The organism is Streptomyces sp. NPDC006208 (assembly GCF_040613775.1).
GTDB lineage: Bacteria > Actinomycetota > Actinomycetes > Streptomycetales > Streptomycetaceae > Streptomyces.
Genome location: NZ_JBEXSW010000052.1, coordinates 23,379 through 43,021, shown reverse-complemented (window position 1 = coordinate 43,021; position 19,643 = coordinate 23,379). Strand labels below are relative to the sequence as shown.

Below are 19,643 nucleotides of genomic sequence, written 5' to 3'. Positions count from 1 at the left end.
CCGCACAGTGTGCGGGCGGCCCCTTGCGTATGCGTGCCGGGCGGCGCCTAGCGCGAGCGCTTGGCGAGACGCTCCACGTCCAGCAGGATCACGGCCCGGGCCTCCAGCCGCAGCCAGCCGCGCTGCGCGAAGTCGGCGAGTGCCTTGTTCACGGTCTCGCGGGAGGCGCCGACCAGCTGGGCGAGCTCTTCCTGGGTCAGGTCGTGGACGACATGGATACCCTCCTCCGACTGCACACCGAAGCGGCGCGACAGGTCGAGGAGCGCCCGCGCCACACGGCCCGGTACGTCGGAGAAGACCAGGTCGGACATCTGGTCGTTGGTCTTGCGCAGTCGGCGTGCGACCGCGCGCAGCAGCGCGGTGGCCACCTCCGGACGGGCGTTCAGCCAGGGCTGAAGGTCGCCGTGGCCGAGGCCGAGGAGCTTGACCTCGGTCAGCGCCGTGGCGGTGGCGGTCCGCGGGCCGGGGTCGAAGAGGGAAAGCTCGCCGATCAGCTCGCCCGGGCCGAGGACGGCGAGCATGTTCTCGCGGCCGTCGGGGGACGTGCGATGGAGCTTGACCTTGCCCTCGGTCACCACGTACAGGCGGTCGCCCGGGTCGCCCTCGTGGAAGAGCGCGTCGCCACGGGCGAGCGTCACTTCACTCATCGAGGCGCGGAGCTCCGCGGCCTGCTCGTCATCGAGCGCCGCGAAGAGCGGGGCGCGCCGCAGAACGTCGTCCACGAATCTCTCCTTGTCGACCTGCTCAGGGGACGTTGTCCCCATGATGCCGGACCGGGCTGTGGTGTTCCGGGACACTGTGCACCGCGGCGGCAGCCCCGGGGAACGGACCCCGGTAGTAAACAATCGTGCGATCAATCACAACAAGTTTGACGCACTAACGCGCCAGTCCCTACGGCAGGGGCCCGATTGGGTCGCGATATCCGGTGGCCGGGGCGGATGTCGGTGCCGCCCTTTAGGCTGGCCGGGTGTCCAATTCGCCGGTGAGAGCGCAGGCAGAGGGGGCTGACGGCATGTCCGGAAAGCAAGATTCCGCTGTGGGCGAACAAGTGTCCCCCAGTCCGGGCAAGAGGAAGAAATCGGATGAACCGGAATCACGTCTGGCGATGGTCCGCCGGGCTCGCCGCATCAACCGCGAGCTCGCCGAGGTCTTCCCGTACGCCCATCCGGAGCTGGACTTCAGGAACCCCTTCGAGCTGCTGATCGCGACGGTCCTGTCCGCGCAGACGACCGATCTGCGGGTGAACCAGACGACGCCGGCGCTCTTCGCCAAGTACCCCACGCCCGAGGATCTGGCCGCCGCGGTGCCCGAGGACGTCGAGGAGCTGATCCGCCCCACCGGCTTCTTCCGGGCCAAGACCAAGTCGATCATGGGACTCTCCGCTGCCATCAGGGACGACTTCGGGGGCGAGGTCCCCGGCCGGCTGAAGGACCTGGTCACCCTGCCGGGCGTCGGCCGCAAAACCGCCTTCGTCGTCCTCGGCAATGCGTTCGGGGTGCCCGGTATCACCGTGGACACCCATTTCCAGCGGCTCGTCCGCCGCTGGAAATGGACCGACCAGGAAGACCCGGTGAAGATCGAGGCCGAGATCGCCACGATCTTCCCCAGGAGCGAGTGGACCATGCTCTCGCACCGGGTGATCTTCCACGGCCGCCGTATCTGCCACGCCCGCAAGCCCGCCTGTGGCGCCTGCCCGATCGCACACCTGTGCCCCTCGTACGGAGAGGGCGAGACGGACCCGGAGAAGGCCAGGAAGCTGCTCAAGTACGAGATGGGCGGCTACCCCGGGCAGCGCCTGAGCCCGCCCCCGGACTACCCGGGCAAACCGGCTCCCGCCCTGGGCCCGACCGGGTGAGCCGTCCACGTACGGAACGATCCATGCGCCCGGGGGCGTTGTGAACGAGGGGGTGCCCATGACGCGCACTGGAGAAGAGACGTACGTGAACAGAGGCGTGAGCGACGGCGAGGTGACGGTCACCACGGAGGGCCTCCCCTCCTGGCTCGACCCCGTTGTGCGCGCTGCGGACACCGTCCAGCCGGAGCAGCTCAGCCGCTTCCTGCCGCCCGAGAGCGGCCACGGCCGCCAGTCCGCCGTCCTCGTCCTGTTCGGCGAGGGCACCCAGGGCCCGGAGCTGCTGCTGATGGAGCGGGCGGGGAGCCTGCGCTCCCACGCCGGGCAGCCCTCGTTCCCCGGTGGCGCCCTCGACCCGGAGGACGGCGACCCGGCCACCACCGGACCGCTGCGGGCCGCACTGCGGGAGGCCGAGGAGGAGACCGGCCTGGACCCGGCCGGAGTCCAGACCTTCGGCGTGCTGCCCAAGCTCTACATCCCGGTGAGCAGTTTCGTCGTCACGCCCGTACTGGCTTGGTGGCGTACCCCGAGCCCGGTCGGAGCGGTCGATCCCGCCGAGACCGCACGTGTCTTCACCGTGCCCGTGGCGGATCTCACGGATCCGGCCAACCGTGCGACGGCCATCCACCCGAGTGGTCACCGCGGGCCCGCATTCATGGTCGAAGGCGCTCTGGTCTGGGGTTTCACGGCCGGCGTGATCGACAGGATCCTTCATTTCGCCGGCTGGGAACGATCATGGGACCGCACGAAGCAGGTCCCACTGGACTGGCGCTCATGACAGGCTGGCGGTCGGGCCCTGTGCCCGGGACCCACCGGCCGGACGGAGCACCCGGCGATGAAACTGCGAGGCTTTAGACGGTGAACGTGCTGGACATCCTGTTGCTGGTCGCCGCCGTCTGGTTTGCGATCGTCGGCTATCGCCAGGGCTTCGTCGTCGGCATCCTGTCGGTGATCGGCTTTCTCGGGGGCGGACTCGTCGCCGTCTATCTGCTCCCGGTGATCTGGGACGCGGCGACGGACGGCTCCGAGGTGTCCACCACGGCCGCGATAGTCGCCATCGTCATCGTGATCGTCTGCGCCTCGATCGGCCAGGCCTTCACCACCCACCTCGGCAGCAGACTGCGCCGCCACATCACCTGGTCACCGGCGCGTGCGCTGGACGCCACTGGCGGTGCGCTGGTCAACGTCGTCGCCATGCTGCTGGTCGCCTGGCTGATCGGCTCCGCCCTCGCCGGGACGTCCTTGCCCACACTGGGCAAGGAGGTGCGCAACTCCAAGGTGCTGCTCGGGGTCTCCCGGGTGATGCCCGATCAGGCCAACACCTGGTTCACGGACTTCTCCTCCGTACTGGCCCAGAACGGCTTCCCGCAGGTCTTCAGCCCGTTCGCCAACGAGCCCATCACCGAGGTCCGAGCGCCGGATCCGGCGCTCGTCGGCAGCCCCGTCGCCGCCCGCGCCAAGCAGTCGATCGTCAAGGTGGTGGGTACGGCCCCGAGTTGCGGCAAGGTGCTCGAAGGCACCGGCTTCGTGTTCGACAAGCGCCGCGTGATGACCAACGCGCATGTCGTCGGCGGTGTCGACGAACCGACCGTCCAGATAGGCGGCGAGGGGAAGCTGTACGACGCCAAGGTCGTGCTCTACGACTGGGAGCGCGACATCGCGGTGCTGGACGTCCCCGATCTCAAGGCGCGCCCGCTCCAGTTCACCGAAGCCGACGCCCGCAGCGGTGACAGCGCGATCGTCGCCGGGTTCCCCGAGAACGGCTCGTACGACGTCCGCTCCGCCCGCGTCCGCGGCCGTATCAACGCCAACGGCCCGGACATCTACCGACGGGGCACCGTCCGCCGCGACGTCTACTCGCTGTACGCGACCGTCCGCCAGGGCAACTCCGGCGGGCCGCTGCTCACCACGGACGGCAAGGTCTACGGAGTCATCTTCGCCAGGTCGCTGGACGACGCCGACACCGGGTACGCCCTGACGGTCGACGAGATCCGCAAGGACATCGCCCAGGGCCGTGCCGCCAACCAGCAGGTGGACAGCCAGGGCTGCGCGCTGTGACGGGTTGCGCCATCCGCAGGAACGGTTGTCCTACGAACAGCCAAATGCCTGGCGCATAGGCCAATTGGCCGCCCCCGGCACGGTTACGGACCATGGGGCCCGGGCACACGTCGGGGTATGGGCTGGACGCACGACTACGGTGACGCAGTACGCAACCGCCGCTCGGCCAACGGGCCGATCACCCACGAGAGGGGTGGCCCTCAGGGGGAGGGCCATGAGCATCCGGGGCAGGGGATCGGTATCCCTCGGATCCTCCGCCGCCGGGCACGCTGGGTATCAGCGCGCCTGCGGCATCCCCGGGGCTGACGACCGAGGCCGAGGTCCCCGTACCCGGTGGGCAGTCCACCGAAGGTGTGTCCACCCCCGGGTCTCGCTGCCGGGTGGGTGTTCTCCACCAGTGTTCTCTACCGGTCGGGCTCGGGGTCCTTCAGCCAGTTGATCAGCTCGGTGGAGAACGCCACCGGGTCCTCCTCGTGAGGGAAGTGCCCGAGTCCGTCGAACAGCCGCCAGCGGTAGGGCGCTTCGACGTACTCCCCGGATCCCGCCGCGCTGCGCGTGCGCATCGCCGGGTCCAGGGAGCCGTGCAGATGCAGTGTCGGCACGCGCACCGGGCGCTTCATACGCCGGTTGAACTGGAGGCCGTCCGGCCGGGCCAGTGAGCGGACCATCCAGCGGTACGGCTCGATGGAGCAGTGCGCCGTGGACGGAATGCACATCGCCCGCCGGTAGACGTCCACGGCCTCGTCCTCGAGCGGCCGCGGGCCGCTCCACTCCTGGAGCAGCCTGCCCACCAGCGCCGCGTCGTCCGCGACCAGCTGACGCTCCGGCAGCCACGGGCGCTGGAAGCCCCAGATGTGCGAACCCGCGCGGCTCTGGGCGAAGTCGGAGAGCATGGCCGAGCGCCACCGGCGCGGATGCGGCATCGAGGAGACGGCGAGCCGGCGCACCAGCTTGGGCCGCATCACGGCCGCCGTCCACGCCAGATAGCCGCCGAGGTCGTGTCCGACCAGCGCCGCGTCCGGCTCGCCGAGCGAGCGCACCACACCGGTGATGTCGAGCGCGAGGTTCGCGGGGTCGTAGCCGCGCGGCGTACGGTCGCTGCCGCCCACGCCGCGCAGATCCATGGCGACCGCACGGAACCCGGCGTCGGCGAGGGCGGTGAGCTGATGCCGCCAGGTCCACCAGAACTGCGGGAAGCCATGGAGCAGCATCACCAGTGGCCCGTCGCCCATCTCCGCGATATGGAAGCGGGCGCCATTGGCGGCCACGTCGCGGTGGGTCCAGGGACCATCGAGACGTACGGGGCTGCCCGAACTGCTGAAGCCACTGGTGTCGTCGGTCATGCCGAGACCTTGACCTCGGCCTTGCCGAGCGCCGGCCGGGAGGCGGGCCGCGGGTGCGGCTTGACGTTCTGCAGCATCGCGGCCGTCTCCTTGGCCGACGCGATGGACTTCTCCGGAGGCTTGACCTTCTTGAACTTGGCGACGGCAAGCAGCGCCAGCAGCCCCGCGAGCAGCAGGAACGCCACGCCGACAATCAGGAACGACCAGGCCAGGCCCAGACCCAGGTTGTGGATCCCGTATGCCGCGGCGAAGCTCAGCACCGGCAGCGAGAAGAGCGCGAGCACCCCCGCGATGGACATGGCCGCGCCGCCGACCGCACTGCGCTTGACGTCCTGTCGCAGCTCCGCCTTGGCGAGCGCGATCTCGTCGTGCACCAGGGCGGACATCTCGGCGGTCGCCGCGGCGACCAGCTGGCCGAGACTGCGGTCGGCGCCGACAGCGTTCGCTGTGGTGTTGCCGGGGTCGCTCATCGCTGACTCCCTCTCGTCTTGTCAGGCTCTACAGCTCTACAGCTCTACGGTGCTACAGCTCTACGGTGTTACGTCTGCGGGCCTCACGGGCTCTGCGGGCTCCACAGGTCTTCTGCGCGTCCGATGTCAGATCATGCCGGACTGTCGCCGCCATCGCGCGACGCCCCCGCCACTTGTGCCCTTCTGCGGTGTTCCGCGGCCTTCGCCTCGTAGATCGCGGCCATCCTCAGGTGGTACTCAGGATTGTCCTGTTCGTACACATCGGGGATGCCGTCCAGATCCTCGTCGCGCTCCTCCTCCGCGAACAGCGCCCGGTAGGTACGGTCCCGGAGTTTCAGCAGGAGGCAGGCGAGTACGGCGGCGATCAGCGAGCCCATCAGGACCGATGCCTTGATCTCGTTCGTCAGCGTCGCGTTGCCCTCGAAGGCGAGCTCGCCGATGAGCAGTGAGACGGTGAAGCCGATCCCGGCGAGAGAGGCGAGGGCGAGCACATCGGGCCAGGCCAGGTCGGGGTTGAGCTCCGCCTTGGTGAAGCGGGCGGCGAGCCAGGTGCCACCGAAGATGCCGATCGTCTTGCCGACCACGAGGCCGAGTACGACGCCGAGCGTTTCGGGCCGGGTGAAGACCTGGCCGAGCGCGTCGCCGCCGATCGTGACCCCGGCCGAGAACAGCGCGAAGAGCGGCACGGCAAGGCCGGCCGAGAGGGGGCGTACGAGGTGCTCGATGTGCTCGCCGGGGGAGTGCTGCTCCCCTTCCCGCCGGTTGCAGCGCAGCATCAGGCCCATCGCGATGCCGGCGATGGTCGCGTGGACGCCGCTGTTGTACATCAGCCCCCAGACGACGAGGGCGAGGGGCACATAGATGTACCAGCCGTGCACTTCCTTGCGCAGCAGCAGCCAGAAGAGGGCGAGTCCGGCGAACGCGCCGCCGAGGGCGCCGAAGTTCAGGTCGTCGGTGAAGAAGACCGCGATGATCAGGATTGCGAAGAGGTCGTCGACGACGGCGAGGGTGAGCAGGAACGCGCGCAGCGCGGACGGCAGTGAAGTGCCGATCACGGCCAGGACGGCGAGTGCGAAGGCGATGTCGGTGGCGGTCGGTACGGCCCAGCCGTCGGTGGAGCCGCCGCCGACGGCGGCGACCAGGAAGTAGACCATCGCGGGCATGGCCATGCCGCAGACGGCGGCGATGACGGGCAGCGCGGCGGTGCGCCGGTCCCGCAGTTCACCGGCGACGAGCTCACGCTTGAGCTCGATCCCGGCGACGAAGAAGAACACAGCCAGCAGTCCGTCGGCGGCCCAGTGCTCAACGGACAGGTTCAGCCCAAGGGCGGCGGGTCCTATGTGGAAGTCGCTGACGGCTGTGTAGCTGCTGCTGAAGGGTGTGTTGGCCCAGATCAGCGCGACGATGGCGGCGGCAAGGAGCAGAACGCCACCGACGGTCTCGGTGCGGAGGGCGTCCGCGAGATAGTTGCGCTCGGGGAGGGAGAGCCGTCCGAGAAAGGTGCGCCGTTCGGGGGCAGGGGCGGCCACGTGAAAGAACCTCCGGTCGGTGGGCAGGGCTCAGCACATGCCGACCAGACTTCCCGGCGCACCTGGTGTTCTTTGTCGCACTATTGATGCGGCCTTTACTCTACCCGAGTGCACAGAGGGTGTATCCGGCATTTCTCACCATAGGCATATAGGGGACATGAGGCGCGCCGCGGAACCCAAAAGGGGTGGGTCCGGCCGCTGTACGGCCGGACCCACCCCTTTTGCGAGGCTTCTCAGTCCTCGCTGGTCGCGCTCGGCAGGCGTGACTGGATCAGGTCCATCACCGAAGAGTCCGTGAGCGTCGTGACATCGCCGAGCTGACGGTTCTCCGCGACATCCCGCAGCAGCCGGCGCATGATCTTGCCGGAGCGGGTCTTCGGCAGCTCGGCAACCGGGAGGACCCGCTTGGGCTTGGCGATCGGGCCGAGTGTCGCGCCCACGTGGTTGCGCAGCTCCGCGACGAGGCCCTCGTCCTCGCTTGCCGTGCCCCGCAGGATCACGAACGCCACGATGGCCTGGCCGGTCGTCTCGTCCGTCGCGCCCACGACCGCGGCCTCGGCGACCGAGGGGTGCGACACGAGCGCGGACTCGACCTCGGTGGTGGAGATGTTGTGTCCGGACACCAGCATCACGTCATCGACGCGTCCCAGCAGCCAGATGTCGCCGTCGTCGTCCCTCTTCGCGCCGTCACCCGCGAAGTACTTGCCTTCGAAGCGCGACCAGTACGTGTCAATGAAGCGCTGGTCGTCACCCCAGATGGTGCGGAGCATCGACGGCCACGGCTCGGTGAGGACGAGGTAGCCGCCGCCCCCGTTGGGCACCTCGTTGGCCTCGTCGTCCACGACCGTGGCCGAGATGCCGGGCAGCGGCCGCTGCGCCGAACCGGGCTTGGTCTCGGTGACACCCGGCAGCGGCGAGATCATCATCGCGCCGGTCTCGGTCTGCCACCAGGTGTCCACGATGGGGGCCTTGCCGGCGCCGATGTGTTCCCGGTACCAGATCCACGCCTCGGGGTTGATGGGCTCACCGACCGACCCGAGGACCCGCAGGCTGCTCAGGTCGAACTTGGCGGGGATGTCGTCGCCCCACTTCATGAACGTCCGGATCGCGGTGGGCGCCGTGTAGAGGATCGTGACGCCGTACTTCTGCACGATCTCCCAGAACCGGCCCTGGTGCGGGGTGTCGGGCGTGCCCTCGTACATGACCTGGGTCGCGCCGTTGGCCAGCGGACCGTAGACGATGTACGAGTGGCCGGTCACCCAGCCGATGTCGGCGGTGCACCAGTAGACGTCCGTCTCGGGCTTCAGGTCGAAGACGGCGTGGTGGGTGTAGGCCGCCTGGGTGAGGTATCCGCCCGAGGTGTGCAGGATGCCCTTCGGCTTACCCGTCGTGCCGGAGGTGTAGAGGATGAAGAGCGGGTGCTCCGCCTCGAACGCCTCGGGGGTGTGCTCGGCGGACTGGCGGCCCACGATGTCGTGCCACCACACGTCGCGGCCCTCGGTGAAGGCGGTGTCCTGGCCCGTGCGCCGTACGACGAGGACATGCTCGACCTGCGGGCACCGGGAGACGGCGTCGTCGATGGCCGGCTTGAGGGCGCTGGGCTTGCCGCGGCGGTAGCCGCCGTCCGCGGTGATGACCAGCTTGGCGTCGGCGTCCTGGATCCGGGAGGCGACGGCGTCGGCGGAGAAGCCGCCGAACACCACGGAGTGCGCGGCACCGATCCGGGCGCACGCCAGCATCGCGACCGCGGCCTCGGGGATCATCGGCATGTATACGGCGACCCGGTCGCCTTTGCGTACACCCAGCTCCGTCAGGGCATTGGCCGCCTTGGCGACCTCGTCCTTCAGCTCGGCGTAGGTGATGGCGCGGCTGTCGCCGGGCTCGCCCTCGAAGAGGATGGCGACCCGGTCGCCGTTGCCCGCCTCGACGTGGCGGTCCACGCAGTTGTACGCGACGTTCAGCGTGCCGTCGGCGAACCACTTCGCGAAGGGCGGGGTGGTCCAGTCGAGGGTCTCGGTCGGCTCGGTGGCCCAGCTGAGCCGTCGCGCCTGCTCGGCCCAGAAGCCAAGCCTGTCCGCCGCGGCCTGCTCGTACGCCTCAGCGGTCACATTGGCGTGCGCGGCCAGCTCGGCCGGCGGCGCGAACCGCCGCTCTTCCTTCAAGAGGTTGGCCAGGCTTTCGTTGCTCACGACATCTCCCTTTCCCAGGGCGTCTTCTGTGCGTATGTGTCCCAGGCCATAGCTCATCAGCCGGAGGGCCGGGTGACAAGAGCCTTCCGAATATTGGTTTAGACCTCTGGGTGGCCCCTCCTTCCCGAGCGGAGGGAAGGAGGGGCCACACGCTTTCACGGACGCCGCGCGCAGGAGGTTCAGCCACGCGGTCCCGCCCCCGGCTCACGGGAGGCCGATGAGCCGGGGCCAGGGGCCTCAGGCGCGGGACTTGTGCAGCGAGGAGGGGGCCGGACGCACCCGGTCGAACACCTCGTCGATCTCGTGCTCGTCGCTGCTCGCCAGGAGATACGCCTGGGCCTCGCCCACATGGAAGTACATGCCGTGCAGCTGCAGCGTCCCCTCGGCGAGCCGCCGCGCAACCGATTCGTGGTGCCGCAGATGCTCCAGCTGCTGGACGACATTGGTCAGGCACAGCTGCTCGACCGCGTCGGTGGGCAGCCGGCCGGAGATCCTGGCCCATGGACGGTGCTTGCTCCGCATCCGCTCCAGGCTCGGCTGCCCATGGCGCAGCCAGCGTCCCAGGGGCGTACGGGCGCCGCCGGCCGGCCCGCTGAGCAGGGCCTGCATCGCCCCGCAGCCGGAGTGCCCGCAGATGGTGATCGAGTCCACCCCGAGCACGTCGACCGCGTACTCGATCGCTGCCGCCACCGAGTCGTCGCCGGACTCCTTGCCCGGCGTGGGAACCAGATTGCCGACGTTGCGCACGGTGAACAGATCACCGGGCCCGCTCGCCGTGATCATGCTGGTGACCAGCCGGGAGTCGGCGCAGGTGAGGAAGAGCTGCGACGGCCGCTGCCCCTCCCGCGCCAGTCGCGCCAGCTCGTCGCGCACCAGCGGGGCCGTGTTGCGCTGGAACGAGCTGAGGCCGCTGGCCAGGTGATGCGTCTCGGGCTGCTGCGGCCGGTCCTCGCAGTGGTGATTGCGCCAGGGTGTCCATGGCCGGCAGCAGCCGTGCGTCTCGGAGGCCGGCTCGCTGATCCTGGCCCCCGCCCGCCCGGTGAATTCCACGCTCCCGCCCTGCGCGGCATGCGCGGTCTGCCAGTCGTGGAGCGCTTCGTACGCAGCGTGGTCCATAAAGGAACCGTCCAGCTCCACGACGCACTGCGCGTCGTGGGGCACCTGTCCCAGCATCCGGCTCAGCCTCGGCACCGCGAGAAATGTCAGCTGACCACGTACCCGCACCCGGTGGACACCGTCGTGGGACTCCAGGGTGATCCGGGTCCGGGTCAGCCGGTGCAGCGCGACGATGACCGCCACCGCGATCCCGATCACCACACCTTCCAGCACGCCGGTCACCACGACCGCGCCCAACGTCGCCGCGTACACCAGCATTTCGCGATTGCGCCGGACGGTGCGCATATGCGTGATGCTCACCATCTGGATGCCGACCACCATCACCAGGGCCGCCAGCGCGGCGAGCGGAATCAGATCGAGCACGGACACCAGCAGCAGCGCGGCGACGGCGACCCACAGTCCGTGCAGCATCGCCGAGTGGCGGCTCACCGCGCCGGCGGCGACGTTGGCGGCGCTGCGGACCGCCACCCCGGTGATGGGCAGCCCGCCGAGTGCGCCGGAGACAACGTTCGCCGCCCCCTGCCCGGCCAGCTCCCGGTCGAGCCGGGCCCGTGGAATGCGGACGTCCGGCGTCTTGCGCGCGGCCACCAGCTTGTCCACGGCGACCGCGGACAGGAGCGACTCCACGCTGCCCACCAAGGTGATGGTGAGCACGGCGGCCAGGAGCCCGAGCGTCGGGCCCTCCGGCAGCGCGGGCAGCGCATGGCTGCGCCAGGAGGGCAGATCCACTCGCGGCAGGCTCAGCCCGGCGAGCACGGTCAGCGCGGTCGCGAAGGCCACCGCGGCCAGTGCGGCCGGTACCTTCCGGACGATCTTCCCGGTGCGCCCGGGGATCCGAGGCCACAGCAGCAGCACGGCGACGGTCAGGGCGCTGGCATACAGCGCGGACGGATGCACGTCGTCCAACTGGGCGGGCAGACCCCGGATGTTGTCGACCGCGGAGCTCTGCGGGGTGCCGCCCAGGACGATGTGGAGTTGGGCGAGGGCGATGGTGGCACCGATGCCTGCCAGCATGCCGTGCACGATCGCAGGGCTGACGGCGAGCGCGGAACGGGCCACCCGCAGGGCGGCCAGGCCCATTTGGCACAGCCCGGCGAAAACCGTGATGGCGCACGTCGTGCGCCAGCCGTAGTGCTGGATCAGCTCGGCGGTGACGACTGTCAGCCCTGCCGCCGGGCCGCTGACCTGGAGCGGGGATCCGCCCAGCCGGCCGACGACGATACCGCCCACCGCGGCGGCCACCAGTCCGGCCTGGAGCGGTGCGCCGGTGGCCAGTGCGATGCCGAGAGAGAGCGGCAGCGCGATCAGGAACACGGAGATGGAGGCGGACAGGTCGGCGCCCGCGATCCGGAAGCGGCGGCCTCCGCCGGGCGGTGGGTGGTGCGGGTCCTGTGAGTGGGACGCGGCGTCGGGTCGTCCTGGGCTGGACGGCCCTTCTTCGGGTGTGCGGGTGGGGACGCAGGCAGACATGGTTCCCGTCTCCTCCGGGGCAGCGCGGTCGCGGAATGTGGGGACGCGGCCGTGGGTCACGGCGTGCAGTGGCGGGATTATCAACACTCGGTAAATGGATCGTAATGCAGAGTAAAGACTCAGGCATGATTTTCAGGGCAAATGGGGCGATCGTTCACCTGATCCAGCGATTAATCATTTGATAACGCCGCGCCGCTCTCGCCTGTCGCCCCCGCGATGCGACCTTGTCGGCTCCACAACCCAATCGGAGTCAGACAGTCGTATGGGCATAAGAAAGAGGGTGGGCGGATGCTGGCCGCCACAAAGAGGATCACCGTTGGGGCCGTGGCCGCGACGACGTTGATCGCAGGGTTCGCCGGGTGTTCCGGCTTGGGCGGCCCGCAGGGGTCGGGCGCCCCCGGAGCGAAGAAGGAAGGGGCCGCAGCCCTCAAGGGTGCGGTGCGTCTCATCGGCGACGGCTCCACCGCCTTCACCGGTGTGCAGTCCAATCTGCTCCAGCCCAAGCGCCTGAAGCCCGGTCAGCAGCCTCCGCAGTTCGTGGTGTTCTCCTGGGACGGCGCCGGGGAGGACGGCCAGAAGCTGTTCTCGCACTTCCGCGAGGTCGGCAAGAAGTACGGGGCGACCATGACGTACTTCCTCAGCGGCGTCTATCTGCTGCCCGACGGCAAGGCCACCCTCTACGACCCGCCCCAACACGCCCCCGGCAGCTCGGACATCGGCTTCAACGACCTCGAGGGGATCAAGGACACCGTCCGGGAACTGCGCGGTGCCTGGCTGGACGGCAACGAGGTGGGCACCCACTTCAACGGGCACTTCTGCGGCAACGACGGCGGAGTGGGCACCTGGTCGGTGGAGGAGTGGAAGAGCGAGATCGGCCAGGCCAAGTCCTTTGTCAGGAACTGGAAGACCAACTCGGGCCTCACCGCCCTGGAGCCGCTGCCGTTCGACTACGACAAGGAGCTCATCGGCGCCCGAACCCCGTGCCTCGAGGGCCGCGAGAACTTCCTGCGCGCCGCGAGCGACCTCGGCTTCCGCTATGACACCAGCGGCATCAGCAGCCAGGTCTGGCCCACGAAGGAGAAGGGCCTGTGGAACTTTTCGCTCCAGATGGTCCCGGTACCTGGCCAGGCCTTCGAGACGCTGGCGATGGACTACAACTTCATGGTCAACCAGTCCGGCACGTCGACCCAGGGCGACCCCGCCAAGCACGACTACTGGGGCAACCAGATGAGGGACGGGCTGATCCAGGCCTTCGACCGCGCCTACGGGGGCAACCGCGCTCCGCTGATCATCGGCAACCACTTCGAATCCTGGAACGGCGGCGCCTATATGCGAGCCGTCGAGCAGACGATCGCGACGGTGTGTGTGAAGCGGGACGTGAAGTGTGTGTCGTTCCGTCAGCTCGCCGACTGGCTGGATGCCCAGGACCCGAAGGTTCTGGCCAAGCTGCGCCGCCTCGGTGTCGGCGAGGCCCCGGACGGCGGCTGGGGCGATTATCTGACCGTTCAGTCGGCCGTGCCTGCCGGTGCCCCCGCTGTGGAGCGGCCGGGCGAAGAGGCCGGCCGGGACTGACCCCCGGACCCGCACGGCCTCCGGCGGTGCGGCAGTGGAACGGGCCCGGCCTGTGCGCACAGGCCGGGCCCGGCCGGAAGGCCGGCCGTCAGCTGGGCTGGGACACCGGCGCGTGGTCGCCCAGTACGAACCCGGGGTCCACCTGCGCGGCCAGGTCGGCGCCCGTCTTCGCGTTCCCCCAGCTCTCCGCATTCCGCAGATGGAAGTGGACCATCTGACGCATGTAGCGCTCCGGATCGCGATCCGTGTACGAGTCCTCCGCGGCGCTCTGCAGTTTCTGCAGCGCCATGCGGTTGACGGCCTCCAGCAGTTCGAAGTGGGGCGGCCTCCCCTTCTCCATCGCGCGCACCCAGTCGGAGTGCCCGAAGGCGACGAGGAGGTCATCACCGACCTCGTCGTGCAGGAAGTCCACGTCGTCCTGCCCCTGCACCTTGTTGCCGACAACCTTCAGGCCGATTCCGTAGTCCCGCGCGTAATCCTTGTACTGGCGGTAGACGGAGACTCCCTTGCGGGTCGGCTCGGCCACCAGGAACGTCATGTCGAAGCGGGTGAACATGCCGGACGCGAAGGAGTCCGAGCCCGCCGTCATGTCGACGACCACGTACTCGTCGTCGCCGTCCACCAAGTGGTTGAGGCAGAGTTCGACCGCGCCGACCTTGGAGTGGTAGCAGGAAACCCCGAGATCGGACTCGGTGAAGGAACCGGTCGCCATCAGCCGGATGTCGCCGTCGTCGAGCCGGACGGTGCGGGCACACGCCTCGTACACCGGGTTGTCCTCGGCGATCCGCAGCAGCCGCGAGCCTTTCCCGGGCGGGGTGGTCTTGATCATCGTGTCGATGGAGGCGATCCGCGGATTCGTGCCGCGCAAGTAGTCCTTGATCAGCGGCAGATGTGCCCCCATCGCGGGCAGCGCCGCCGCCTGCGCCTCGTCGAGGCCGAGCGCGGTCCCCAGATGTTGGTTGATGTCGGCGTCCACCGCGACGACAGGAGCTTCATTGGCGGCCAGGTGGCGGATGAAGAGCGAGGACAGCGTCGTCTTTCCGCTGCCGCCCTTCCCTACGAAAGCGATCTTCATGTTCACCTAGCGTAGTGGGATCACTGCGCGTTGTGTTCGTGGTGCGTGAGGAAGACCACTCCAACGTGGGGTGCGCGCCGGGGGCGCGTTAGCCTCGCTACCTATGAGTACGAATGCCTCGCCGGCCGACCCTCTCGCCGCTCTGGGCGCCCTGCCGGGCGTCGGCGACTCCGTGGACTCCGTACGCAAGGCCGTCGACCGGGTCTACGGGCACCGGGTCATGCGACGCCGCAGTAACGAGATCACCGCGGAGGCGGCGCTGCGCGGGGCCCGCGCCTCGGCCGCTCTGTCCGGGGCGGACTGGGCGCTGGAGGAAGTACGCCGCCGCACCGACTTCAGCGCGGATCCCGAGACGCGCACGGTCGGCGCGGCGCTGCGGCTGACCTCGGAGGCGGGCCAGCTGCTGTCCATCTGGCGGCAGTCACCGCTGCGCGTACTGGCGAGGCTGCATCTGGTCGCTGCGAGCGGTTCGCGGGACGACGAGACGGTGGGCCGTCCGCGGCTGGCCGGCGAAACGGTCGACGAGCCCCTGGTCGAGGCGCCGTTGCCCGACGCGGACGAGGTGGCGGGCCGTCTGGAGAGTCTGTCGGATCTGATCATCGCGGGCAGCAGCGCTCCGGCTCTGGTGACGGCGGCCGTGGTGCACGGTGAACTGCTGGCGCTGCGCCCGTTCGGCTCCTGCAACGGCCTGGTCGCCCGGACGGCCGAGCGGATCGTGCTGATCGGAAGCGGGCTCGACCCGAAGTCGGTCTGTCCGGCAGAGGTCGGCCACGCGGAGCAGGGACGTGCGGCGTATCTCGCGGCCTTCGAGGGCTACTTGTCGGGGACGCCGGACGGCATGGCCGCCTGGATCTCCCACTGCGGACGCGCCGTGGAACTCGGTGTCAGGGAGTCGACGGCCGTGTGTGAGGCCCTGCAGCGCGGCGCGGCCTGAGGCCGCGCGCCGCGGGCCCGGCCGGACCCGTCCTCTGCGCGAAAAGTACCCGGAAAGGGTTGCGGCGGTACCAATGGTGGTACCGCCGCTGGCATGTCCGCCGAGTTACCATGCGTCCTCGAAATGTTGCCCATCAGGTCGGGGAACTTTGCCCGTCACCTGGTGCGGCTGGCCCGTAATCGACGGGTCGACGTCGCGTGGGTGCTCCGTTTCCATGCTTCGGTCCGTGGGGCCATGATGCGTTCTAAGGTGATCCTTTCGGATGTCCTTGGTCTCGCGGGCCGTTGACTCCTTTGTACTCCAGCACGGGGTGAAGCGGAAGTGCTGGCCCTACTTCTTTACTTTTAGGTTCAAATACGGGCGGACTAGGCAATTGCGCGTGCAGCGGCAGCCGCACTGCGCCGGCGGCTGGCGTACCAGACCAGCCCGGCCGTTGCCGCCGCCGCTCCCACCGCCGCCACGGCGACCAGCGCGGGGCGCGTCGGGACGGAGAACGCGGGCAGTCGCTGCTTGAGTCGCACGGGACGGTTGAAGGCGAGAATCGGCCAGCCTCGCGAGGTCGCCTCGCGGCGCAGCGCCCGGTCCGGATTGACGGCGTACGGATGGCCCACCGACGACAGCATCGGAACGTCGGTGACCGAGTCGCTGTACGCGTAGCAGCGGGAGAGGTCGTACCCCTCGGACGCGGCGAGCTGTCTGACGGCCTCCGCCTTCGTCGGTCCGTACGCGTAGTACTCCACCTCGCCCGTGAAGCAGCCGTCGTCCCCCACCACCATGCGGGTGGCCACGACCCGGTCGGCACCGAGCAGCTCCCCGATCGGCTCGACCACCTCGGCGCCGGACGTGGAGACGATGACCACGTCCCGGCCCGCGGTGTGGTGCTCCTCGATGAGCGAGGCCGCCTCGTCGTAGATGATCGGGTCGATGAGGTCGTGCAGTGTCTCGGCGACGATCTCCTTGACGTGCTGGACGTTCCAGCCCTTGCAGAGCGCGGAGAGGTACTTGCGCATCCGCTCCATCTGGTCGTGGTCTGCGCCGCCCGCGAGAAACACGAACTGGGTATAGGCGGTGCGCAGTACGGCGCGCCGGTTGATCAGCCCGCCTTGGTAGAAGGACTTGCTGAAGGTCAGAGTCGATGACTTCGCAATGACCGTCTTGTCCAGGTCGAAGAAGGCTGCTGTGCGCGGCAAGGAGTGGTTTTCCACGAGCCTGAGCATAGGTGCCCGCCATTCGGCGTACGCTGTGGCGCGTGGGTTTGCCTGAGAAGGCTCTCGGGTACACCATGGAAGTCACGGATCGTTCGCGACCGTGCTAACCCGGTCCGGCTCCTCCCCCCCCGAGTCGGCCGGAGAGACGACCCCCGCTCTCCCCCCCGGCGGGGGTCGTCGCATGTCCGGGTGGGTTTTTGCCGTGTCGCCGGCCCCGCTTCCGATCTCTCGCCGCTTTTGCCGGCCTCGATCGCACCGGACGCCCGCATCCCGATTTCATCACTGTGTGTAGTCATTCTGCTGCTCTCCGGGAGACTTCGAGAGGGCCTGGATCGCGTGCCGGGCAGGCCTTGGGAGCCAGGCAAGGGCGGGCTTGTCGGTCACCGGTATGGGTGGCCGGGATATTCACATGTGGCTAGTTGTCCACAGTTTTTCAGCAAGATCCACATGATTTTTCAGGGCGCTGCACGCTCATTCCCGCCGCGTAGTTCGCGGACCGAAGGAATCACGGATCTCGTCGGAGTGCGGGATCGCGGTGGGAAGGGGATGGAGATCGTGGCTGGATCCCTCACATCGGGCCGTACGCCGGTCGCCGAAGGGCGGCGGGACAGGCCCTTGATCGTGACCGGGGACACGGAACTGCTCGATGATCTGCTGCGGCTGTGCGCGGCGGCCGGAGCCGAGCCCGAAGTGCACCACTGCCTGCCGGAGCGCAGGGGCAGTTGGGAAGGTGCACCGCTGATTCTCGTCGGCGACGACGCGGCCGCGCGCTGTCGGGGAGCCACCCGCAGACGCGGCGTGCTTCTCGTCGGCCATGACCAGGACGACCCCGGCGTATGGCGTCGGGCGGTCGAGATCGGCGCCGACTGCGTGCTGCGGCTGCCCGATGCGGAGAGCTGGCTCGTCGACCGGATCGCCGATGTCGTCGAGGGCGTGGGGCGACAGGCGCTGACCGTCGGCGTGATCGGCGGGCGAGGCGGCGCCGGGGCGTCGACGCTGGCCTGCGCGCTCGCCGTGACCGCCGCACGCAGCGGCCGGCGCACCATGCTGGTCGACGGCGATCCGCTCGGCGGCGGGCTCGATGTGCTGCTCGGCGGCGAGCAGGCCGAGGGCAGACGGTGGCCCGACTTCGCCACCTCCAAGGGGAGGGTCGCGGGCGGGGCGCTGGAGGAGTCACTCCCCGAGCTCCATTCCCTGCGGGTGCTCAGCTGGGACCGCGGCGACTCGGTCGTCGTCCCGCCCGAGGCGATGCGGTCGGTGCTTGCGGCCGCGCGTCGGCGAGGCGGGGTGGTGGTCGTGGACCTGCCGCGCCGGGTCGACGAGGGAGTGGCGGAGGCGCTGGCCCAGCTGGATCTGGGGCTGCTGGTGGTGCCGGGCGAGCTCCGTGCGGTCGCTGCGGCGAACCGGGTGGCGTCGATGGTGGGCATGGTGCTCCCGGATCTGCGCGCGGTGGTTCGCGGGCCGTACGCCGCGGGACTGGACGAGCAGTGGGTGGCGGGTGCCCTGGGGCTGCCGCTCGCCGGTGAGCTGCCCGTGGAGGCGGGGCTGCCGGCCGCGCAGGACGGTGGAGCCCCGCCGGGTCACGGGCGCGGCCCGCTCGCCAGGTTCTGCACTGCCTTCTGGGAGCGGGCGCTGGCCGGCGGCGGTGTCTCATGAGCGCGGGACTGCTCGACGCCGTACGGCAGCGGCTCGCGGAGAGCGGGGCCGAGCCGACCCCGGCACGGGTGGCGGCCGCGCTGCGGGCGCAGGGGCGGCTCTTGAGCGACACCGAAGTGCTGGGCGGCACCGAGAAGTTACGGTGCGAGCTGGTGGGCACGGGGCCGCTGGAGCCATTGCTGGCCGACCCGTCCGTGACCGATGTGCTGGTGTCCGCGCCCGACCGGGTGTGGGTGGACAGGGGCCAGGGCCTTGAGCTCACCGGGGTGACATTCGCGGATGCCGCCTCGGTACGGCGGCTGGCGCAGCGGCTCGCGGCCGTGGCCGGGCGGCGCCTCGACGACGCCCGGCCGTGGGTGGACGCCCGGCTGCCGGACGGGACGCGCATGCACGCGGTGATTCCGCCGGTGGCGGTCGGCTCCACATGTCTGTCGCTGCGGGTTGTGCGGCCCAGGGCGTTCACGGTGGGCGAGCTCGTCGCGGCCGGGACGGTGCCGCCGGGCGGTGACCGGGTGCTGCGGGCGCTGATGGAGGCCCGCCTGTCGTTCCTGATCAGCGGCGGTACGGGCTCGGGCAAGACGACGCTGCTGTCCAGTCTGCTGGGGCTGGTCGGGGAGCGGGAGCGCATCGTGCTGGCCGAGGACTCGGCGGAGCTCAGGCCTGACCATCCCCATGTGGTGAGGCTGGAGTCGCGCACCGCCAACCAGGAGGGCGCCGGGAGGGTGACCTTGCGGGACCTGGTGCGGCAGGCGCTGCGCATGCGGCCCGACCGGCTGGTCGTCGGGGAGGTGCGCGGGGCGGAGGTCACCGAGCTGCTCGCCGCGCTCAACACCGGCCACGAGGGCGGCTGTGGCACCGTGCATGCCAATGCGGCGGTCGATGTGCCTGCACGGCTGGAGGCGCTGGGGACGGCGGCCGGGCTCGACCGGGCAGCGCTGCACAGCCAGTTGGCGGCGGCCCTCTCGGTGGTGATCCATCTCGGACGGGACGGCGGAGGGCGTCGCCGGATCGACGAAATCCGTGTGCTGGAGCGGGATGCGGCGGGGCTCGTGGTCACGGTGCCCGCGCTGCGGTGGGGCGCGGAGGGGTTCGGCTTCGGGCGGGGCTGGGAACAGCTGCGTCTGCTGATCGGGGATGCGCTGTGAGGGGCATCGGCGCGGCGGGCGTCGAG

The 19,643-nt window shown here is 69.7% G+C and carries 16 protein-coding genes; 8 read left to right on the top strand and 8 right to left on the bottom strand.

The window, feature by feature from the left end; all coding sequences use genetic code 11:
- Window positions 1-47 precede the first annotated feature (47 nt).
- Entirely contained in the window at window positions 48-722 is a 675-nt protein-coding gene (locus ABZ208_RS32590; RefSeq protein ID WP_017947815.1) for a Crp/Fnr family transcriptional regulator, read from the bottom strand.
- Window positions 723-1,012: 290 nt separating this feature from the next.
- On the opposite strand from ABZ208_RS32590, the gene nth reads away from it, so the two are divergent.
- The 4 genes from nth (at window position 1,013) to ABZ208_RS32570 (ending at window position 4,216) form a co-directional block, all read left to right on the top strand.
- Entirely contained in the window at window positions 1,013-1,855 is an 843-nt protein-coding gene (gene nth, locus ABZ208_RS32585; protein WP_356913052.1) for an endonuclease III, read from the top strand.
- A 58-nt stretch (window positions 1,856-1,913) separates the two neighbouring features.
- Window positions 1,914-2,630, top strand: coding sequence for a CoA pyrophosphatase (locus ABZ208_RS32580; protein WP_356913051.1), 717 nt, complete (start codon window positions 1,914-1,916; stop codon window positions 2,628-2,630).
- Window positions 2,631-2,710: 80 nt separating this feature from the next.
- A complete protein-coding gene (locus tag ABZ208_RS32575) occupies window positions 2,711-3,910 on the top strand; it encodes a MarP family serine protease (protein WP_356913050.1) in 1,200 nt (399 codons plus the stop codon).
- A 117-nt stretch (window positions 3,911-4,027) separates the two neighbouring features.
- On the top strand, window positions 4,028-4,216 hold the full coding sequence (locus ABZ208_RS32570; protein ID WP_356913049.1) for a hypothetical protein: 189 nt from the start codon (window positions 4,028-4,030) through the stop codon (window positions 4,214-4,216).
- 98 nt (window positions 4,217-4,314) lie between these two features.
- On the opposite strand, the gene ABZ208_RS32565 is transcribed toward ABZ208_RS32570, so the two are convergent.
- The 5 genes from ABZ208_RS32565 to ABZ208_RS32545 form a co-directional block, all read right to left on the bottom strand.
- Window positions 4,315-5,253 carry an alpha/beta hydrolase gene (locus ABZ208_RS32565; protein ID WP_356913048.1) on the bottom strand — a complete coding sequence of 313 codons (939 nt, stop codon included), beginning with the start codon at window positions 5,251-5,253 and terminating at the stop codon, window positions 4,315-4,317.
- On the bottom strand, window positions 5,250-5,723 hold the full coding sequence (locus ABZ208_RS32560) for a phage holin family protein (RefSeq protein ID WP_356913047.1): 474 nt from the start codon (window positions 5,721-5,723) through the stop codon (window positions 5,250-5,252). Before ABZ208_RS32560 ends, ABZ208_RS32565 begins: the two co-directional genes overlap by 4 nt.
- A 131-nt stretch (window positions 5,724-5,854) precedes the next feature.
- Window positions 5,855-7,252: a Na+/H+ antiporter NhaA gene (gene nhaA, locus ABZ208_RS32555; RefSeq protein ID WP_356913046.1), complete on the bottom strand. Its 1,398-nt coding sequence runs from the start codon at window positions 7,250-7,252 to the stop codon at window positions 5,855-5,857.
- Window positions 7,253-7,485: 233 nt separating this feature from the next.
- Entirely contained in the window at window positions 7,486-9,441 is a 1,956-nt protein-coding gene (gene acs / locus ABZ208_RS32550) for an acetate--CoA ligase (protein ID WP_356913045.1), read from the bottom strand.
- Between the two features lie 237 nt (window positions 9,442-9,678).
- A complete protein-coding gene (locus ABZ208_RS32545; protein WP_356913044.1) occupies window positions 9,679-12,027 on the bottom strand; it encodes a SulP family inorganic anion transporter in 2,349 nt (782 codons plus the stop codon).
- Window positions 12,028-12,315: 288 nt separating this feature from the next.
- On the opposite strand from ABZ208_RS32545, the gene ABZ208_RS32540 reads away from it, so the two are divergent.
- Window positions 12,316-13,599 (top strand): hypothetical protein, encoded by a 1,284-nt coding sequence (locus ABZ208_RS32540; RefSeq protein ID WP_356913043.1) that lies wholly within the window; start codon window positions 12,316-12,318, stop codon window positions 13,597-13,599.
- Between the two features lie 88 nt (window positions 13,600-13,687).
- Here the strand turns inward: ABZ208_RS32540 and ABZ208_RS32535 are convergent, their stop codons facing one another.
- Complete coding sequence (locus tag ABZ208_RS32535; protein WP_356913042.1) at window positions 13,688-14,674, bottom strand: ATP-binding protein; 987 nt, start codon at window positions 14,672-14,674, stop codon at window positions 13,688-13,690.
- Between the two features lie 103 nt (window positions 14,675-14,777).
- Here ABZ208_RS32535 and ABZ208_RS32530 point away from each other — a divergent pair, with 103 nt between their 5' ends.
- Window positions 14,778-15,608, top strand: coding sequence for an oxidoreductase (locus ABZ208_RS32530; protein ID WP_356913041.1), 831 nt, complete (start codon window positions 14,778-14,780; stop codon window positions 15,606-15,608).
- Between the two features lie 365 nt (window positions 15,609-15,973).
- Here ABZ208_RS32530 and ABZ208_RS32525 read toward each other — a convergent pair whose 3' ends face one another.
- On the bottom strand, window positions 15,974-16,825 hold the full coding sequence (locus ABZ208_RS32525; protein WP_356913040.1) for an HAD-IB family hydrolase: 852 nt from the start codon (window positions 16,823-16,825) through the stop codon (window positions 15,974-15,976).
- A gap of 546 nt (window positions 16,826-17,371) precedes the next feature.
- On the opposite strand from ABZ208_RS32525, the gene ssd reads away from it, so the two are divergent.
- Window positions 17,372-18,472 (top strand): septum site-determining protein Ssd, encoded by a 1,101-nt coding sequence (gene ssd, locus ABZ208_RS32520; RefSeq protein ID WP_356913039.1) that lies wholly within the window; start codon window positions 17,372-17,374, stop codon window positions 18,470-18,472.
- Window positions 18,469-19,617: a TadA family conjugal transfer-associated ATPase gene (locus ABZ208_RS32515; RefSeq protein WP_356913038.1), complete on the top strand. Its 1,149-nt coding sequence runs from the start codon at window positions 18,469-18,471 to the stop codon at window positions 19,615-19,617. The genes ssd and ABZ208_RS32515 overlap by 4 nt, the downstream gene beginning before the upstream one ends.
- Window positions 19,618-19,643 lie beyond the last annotated feature (26 nt).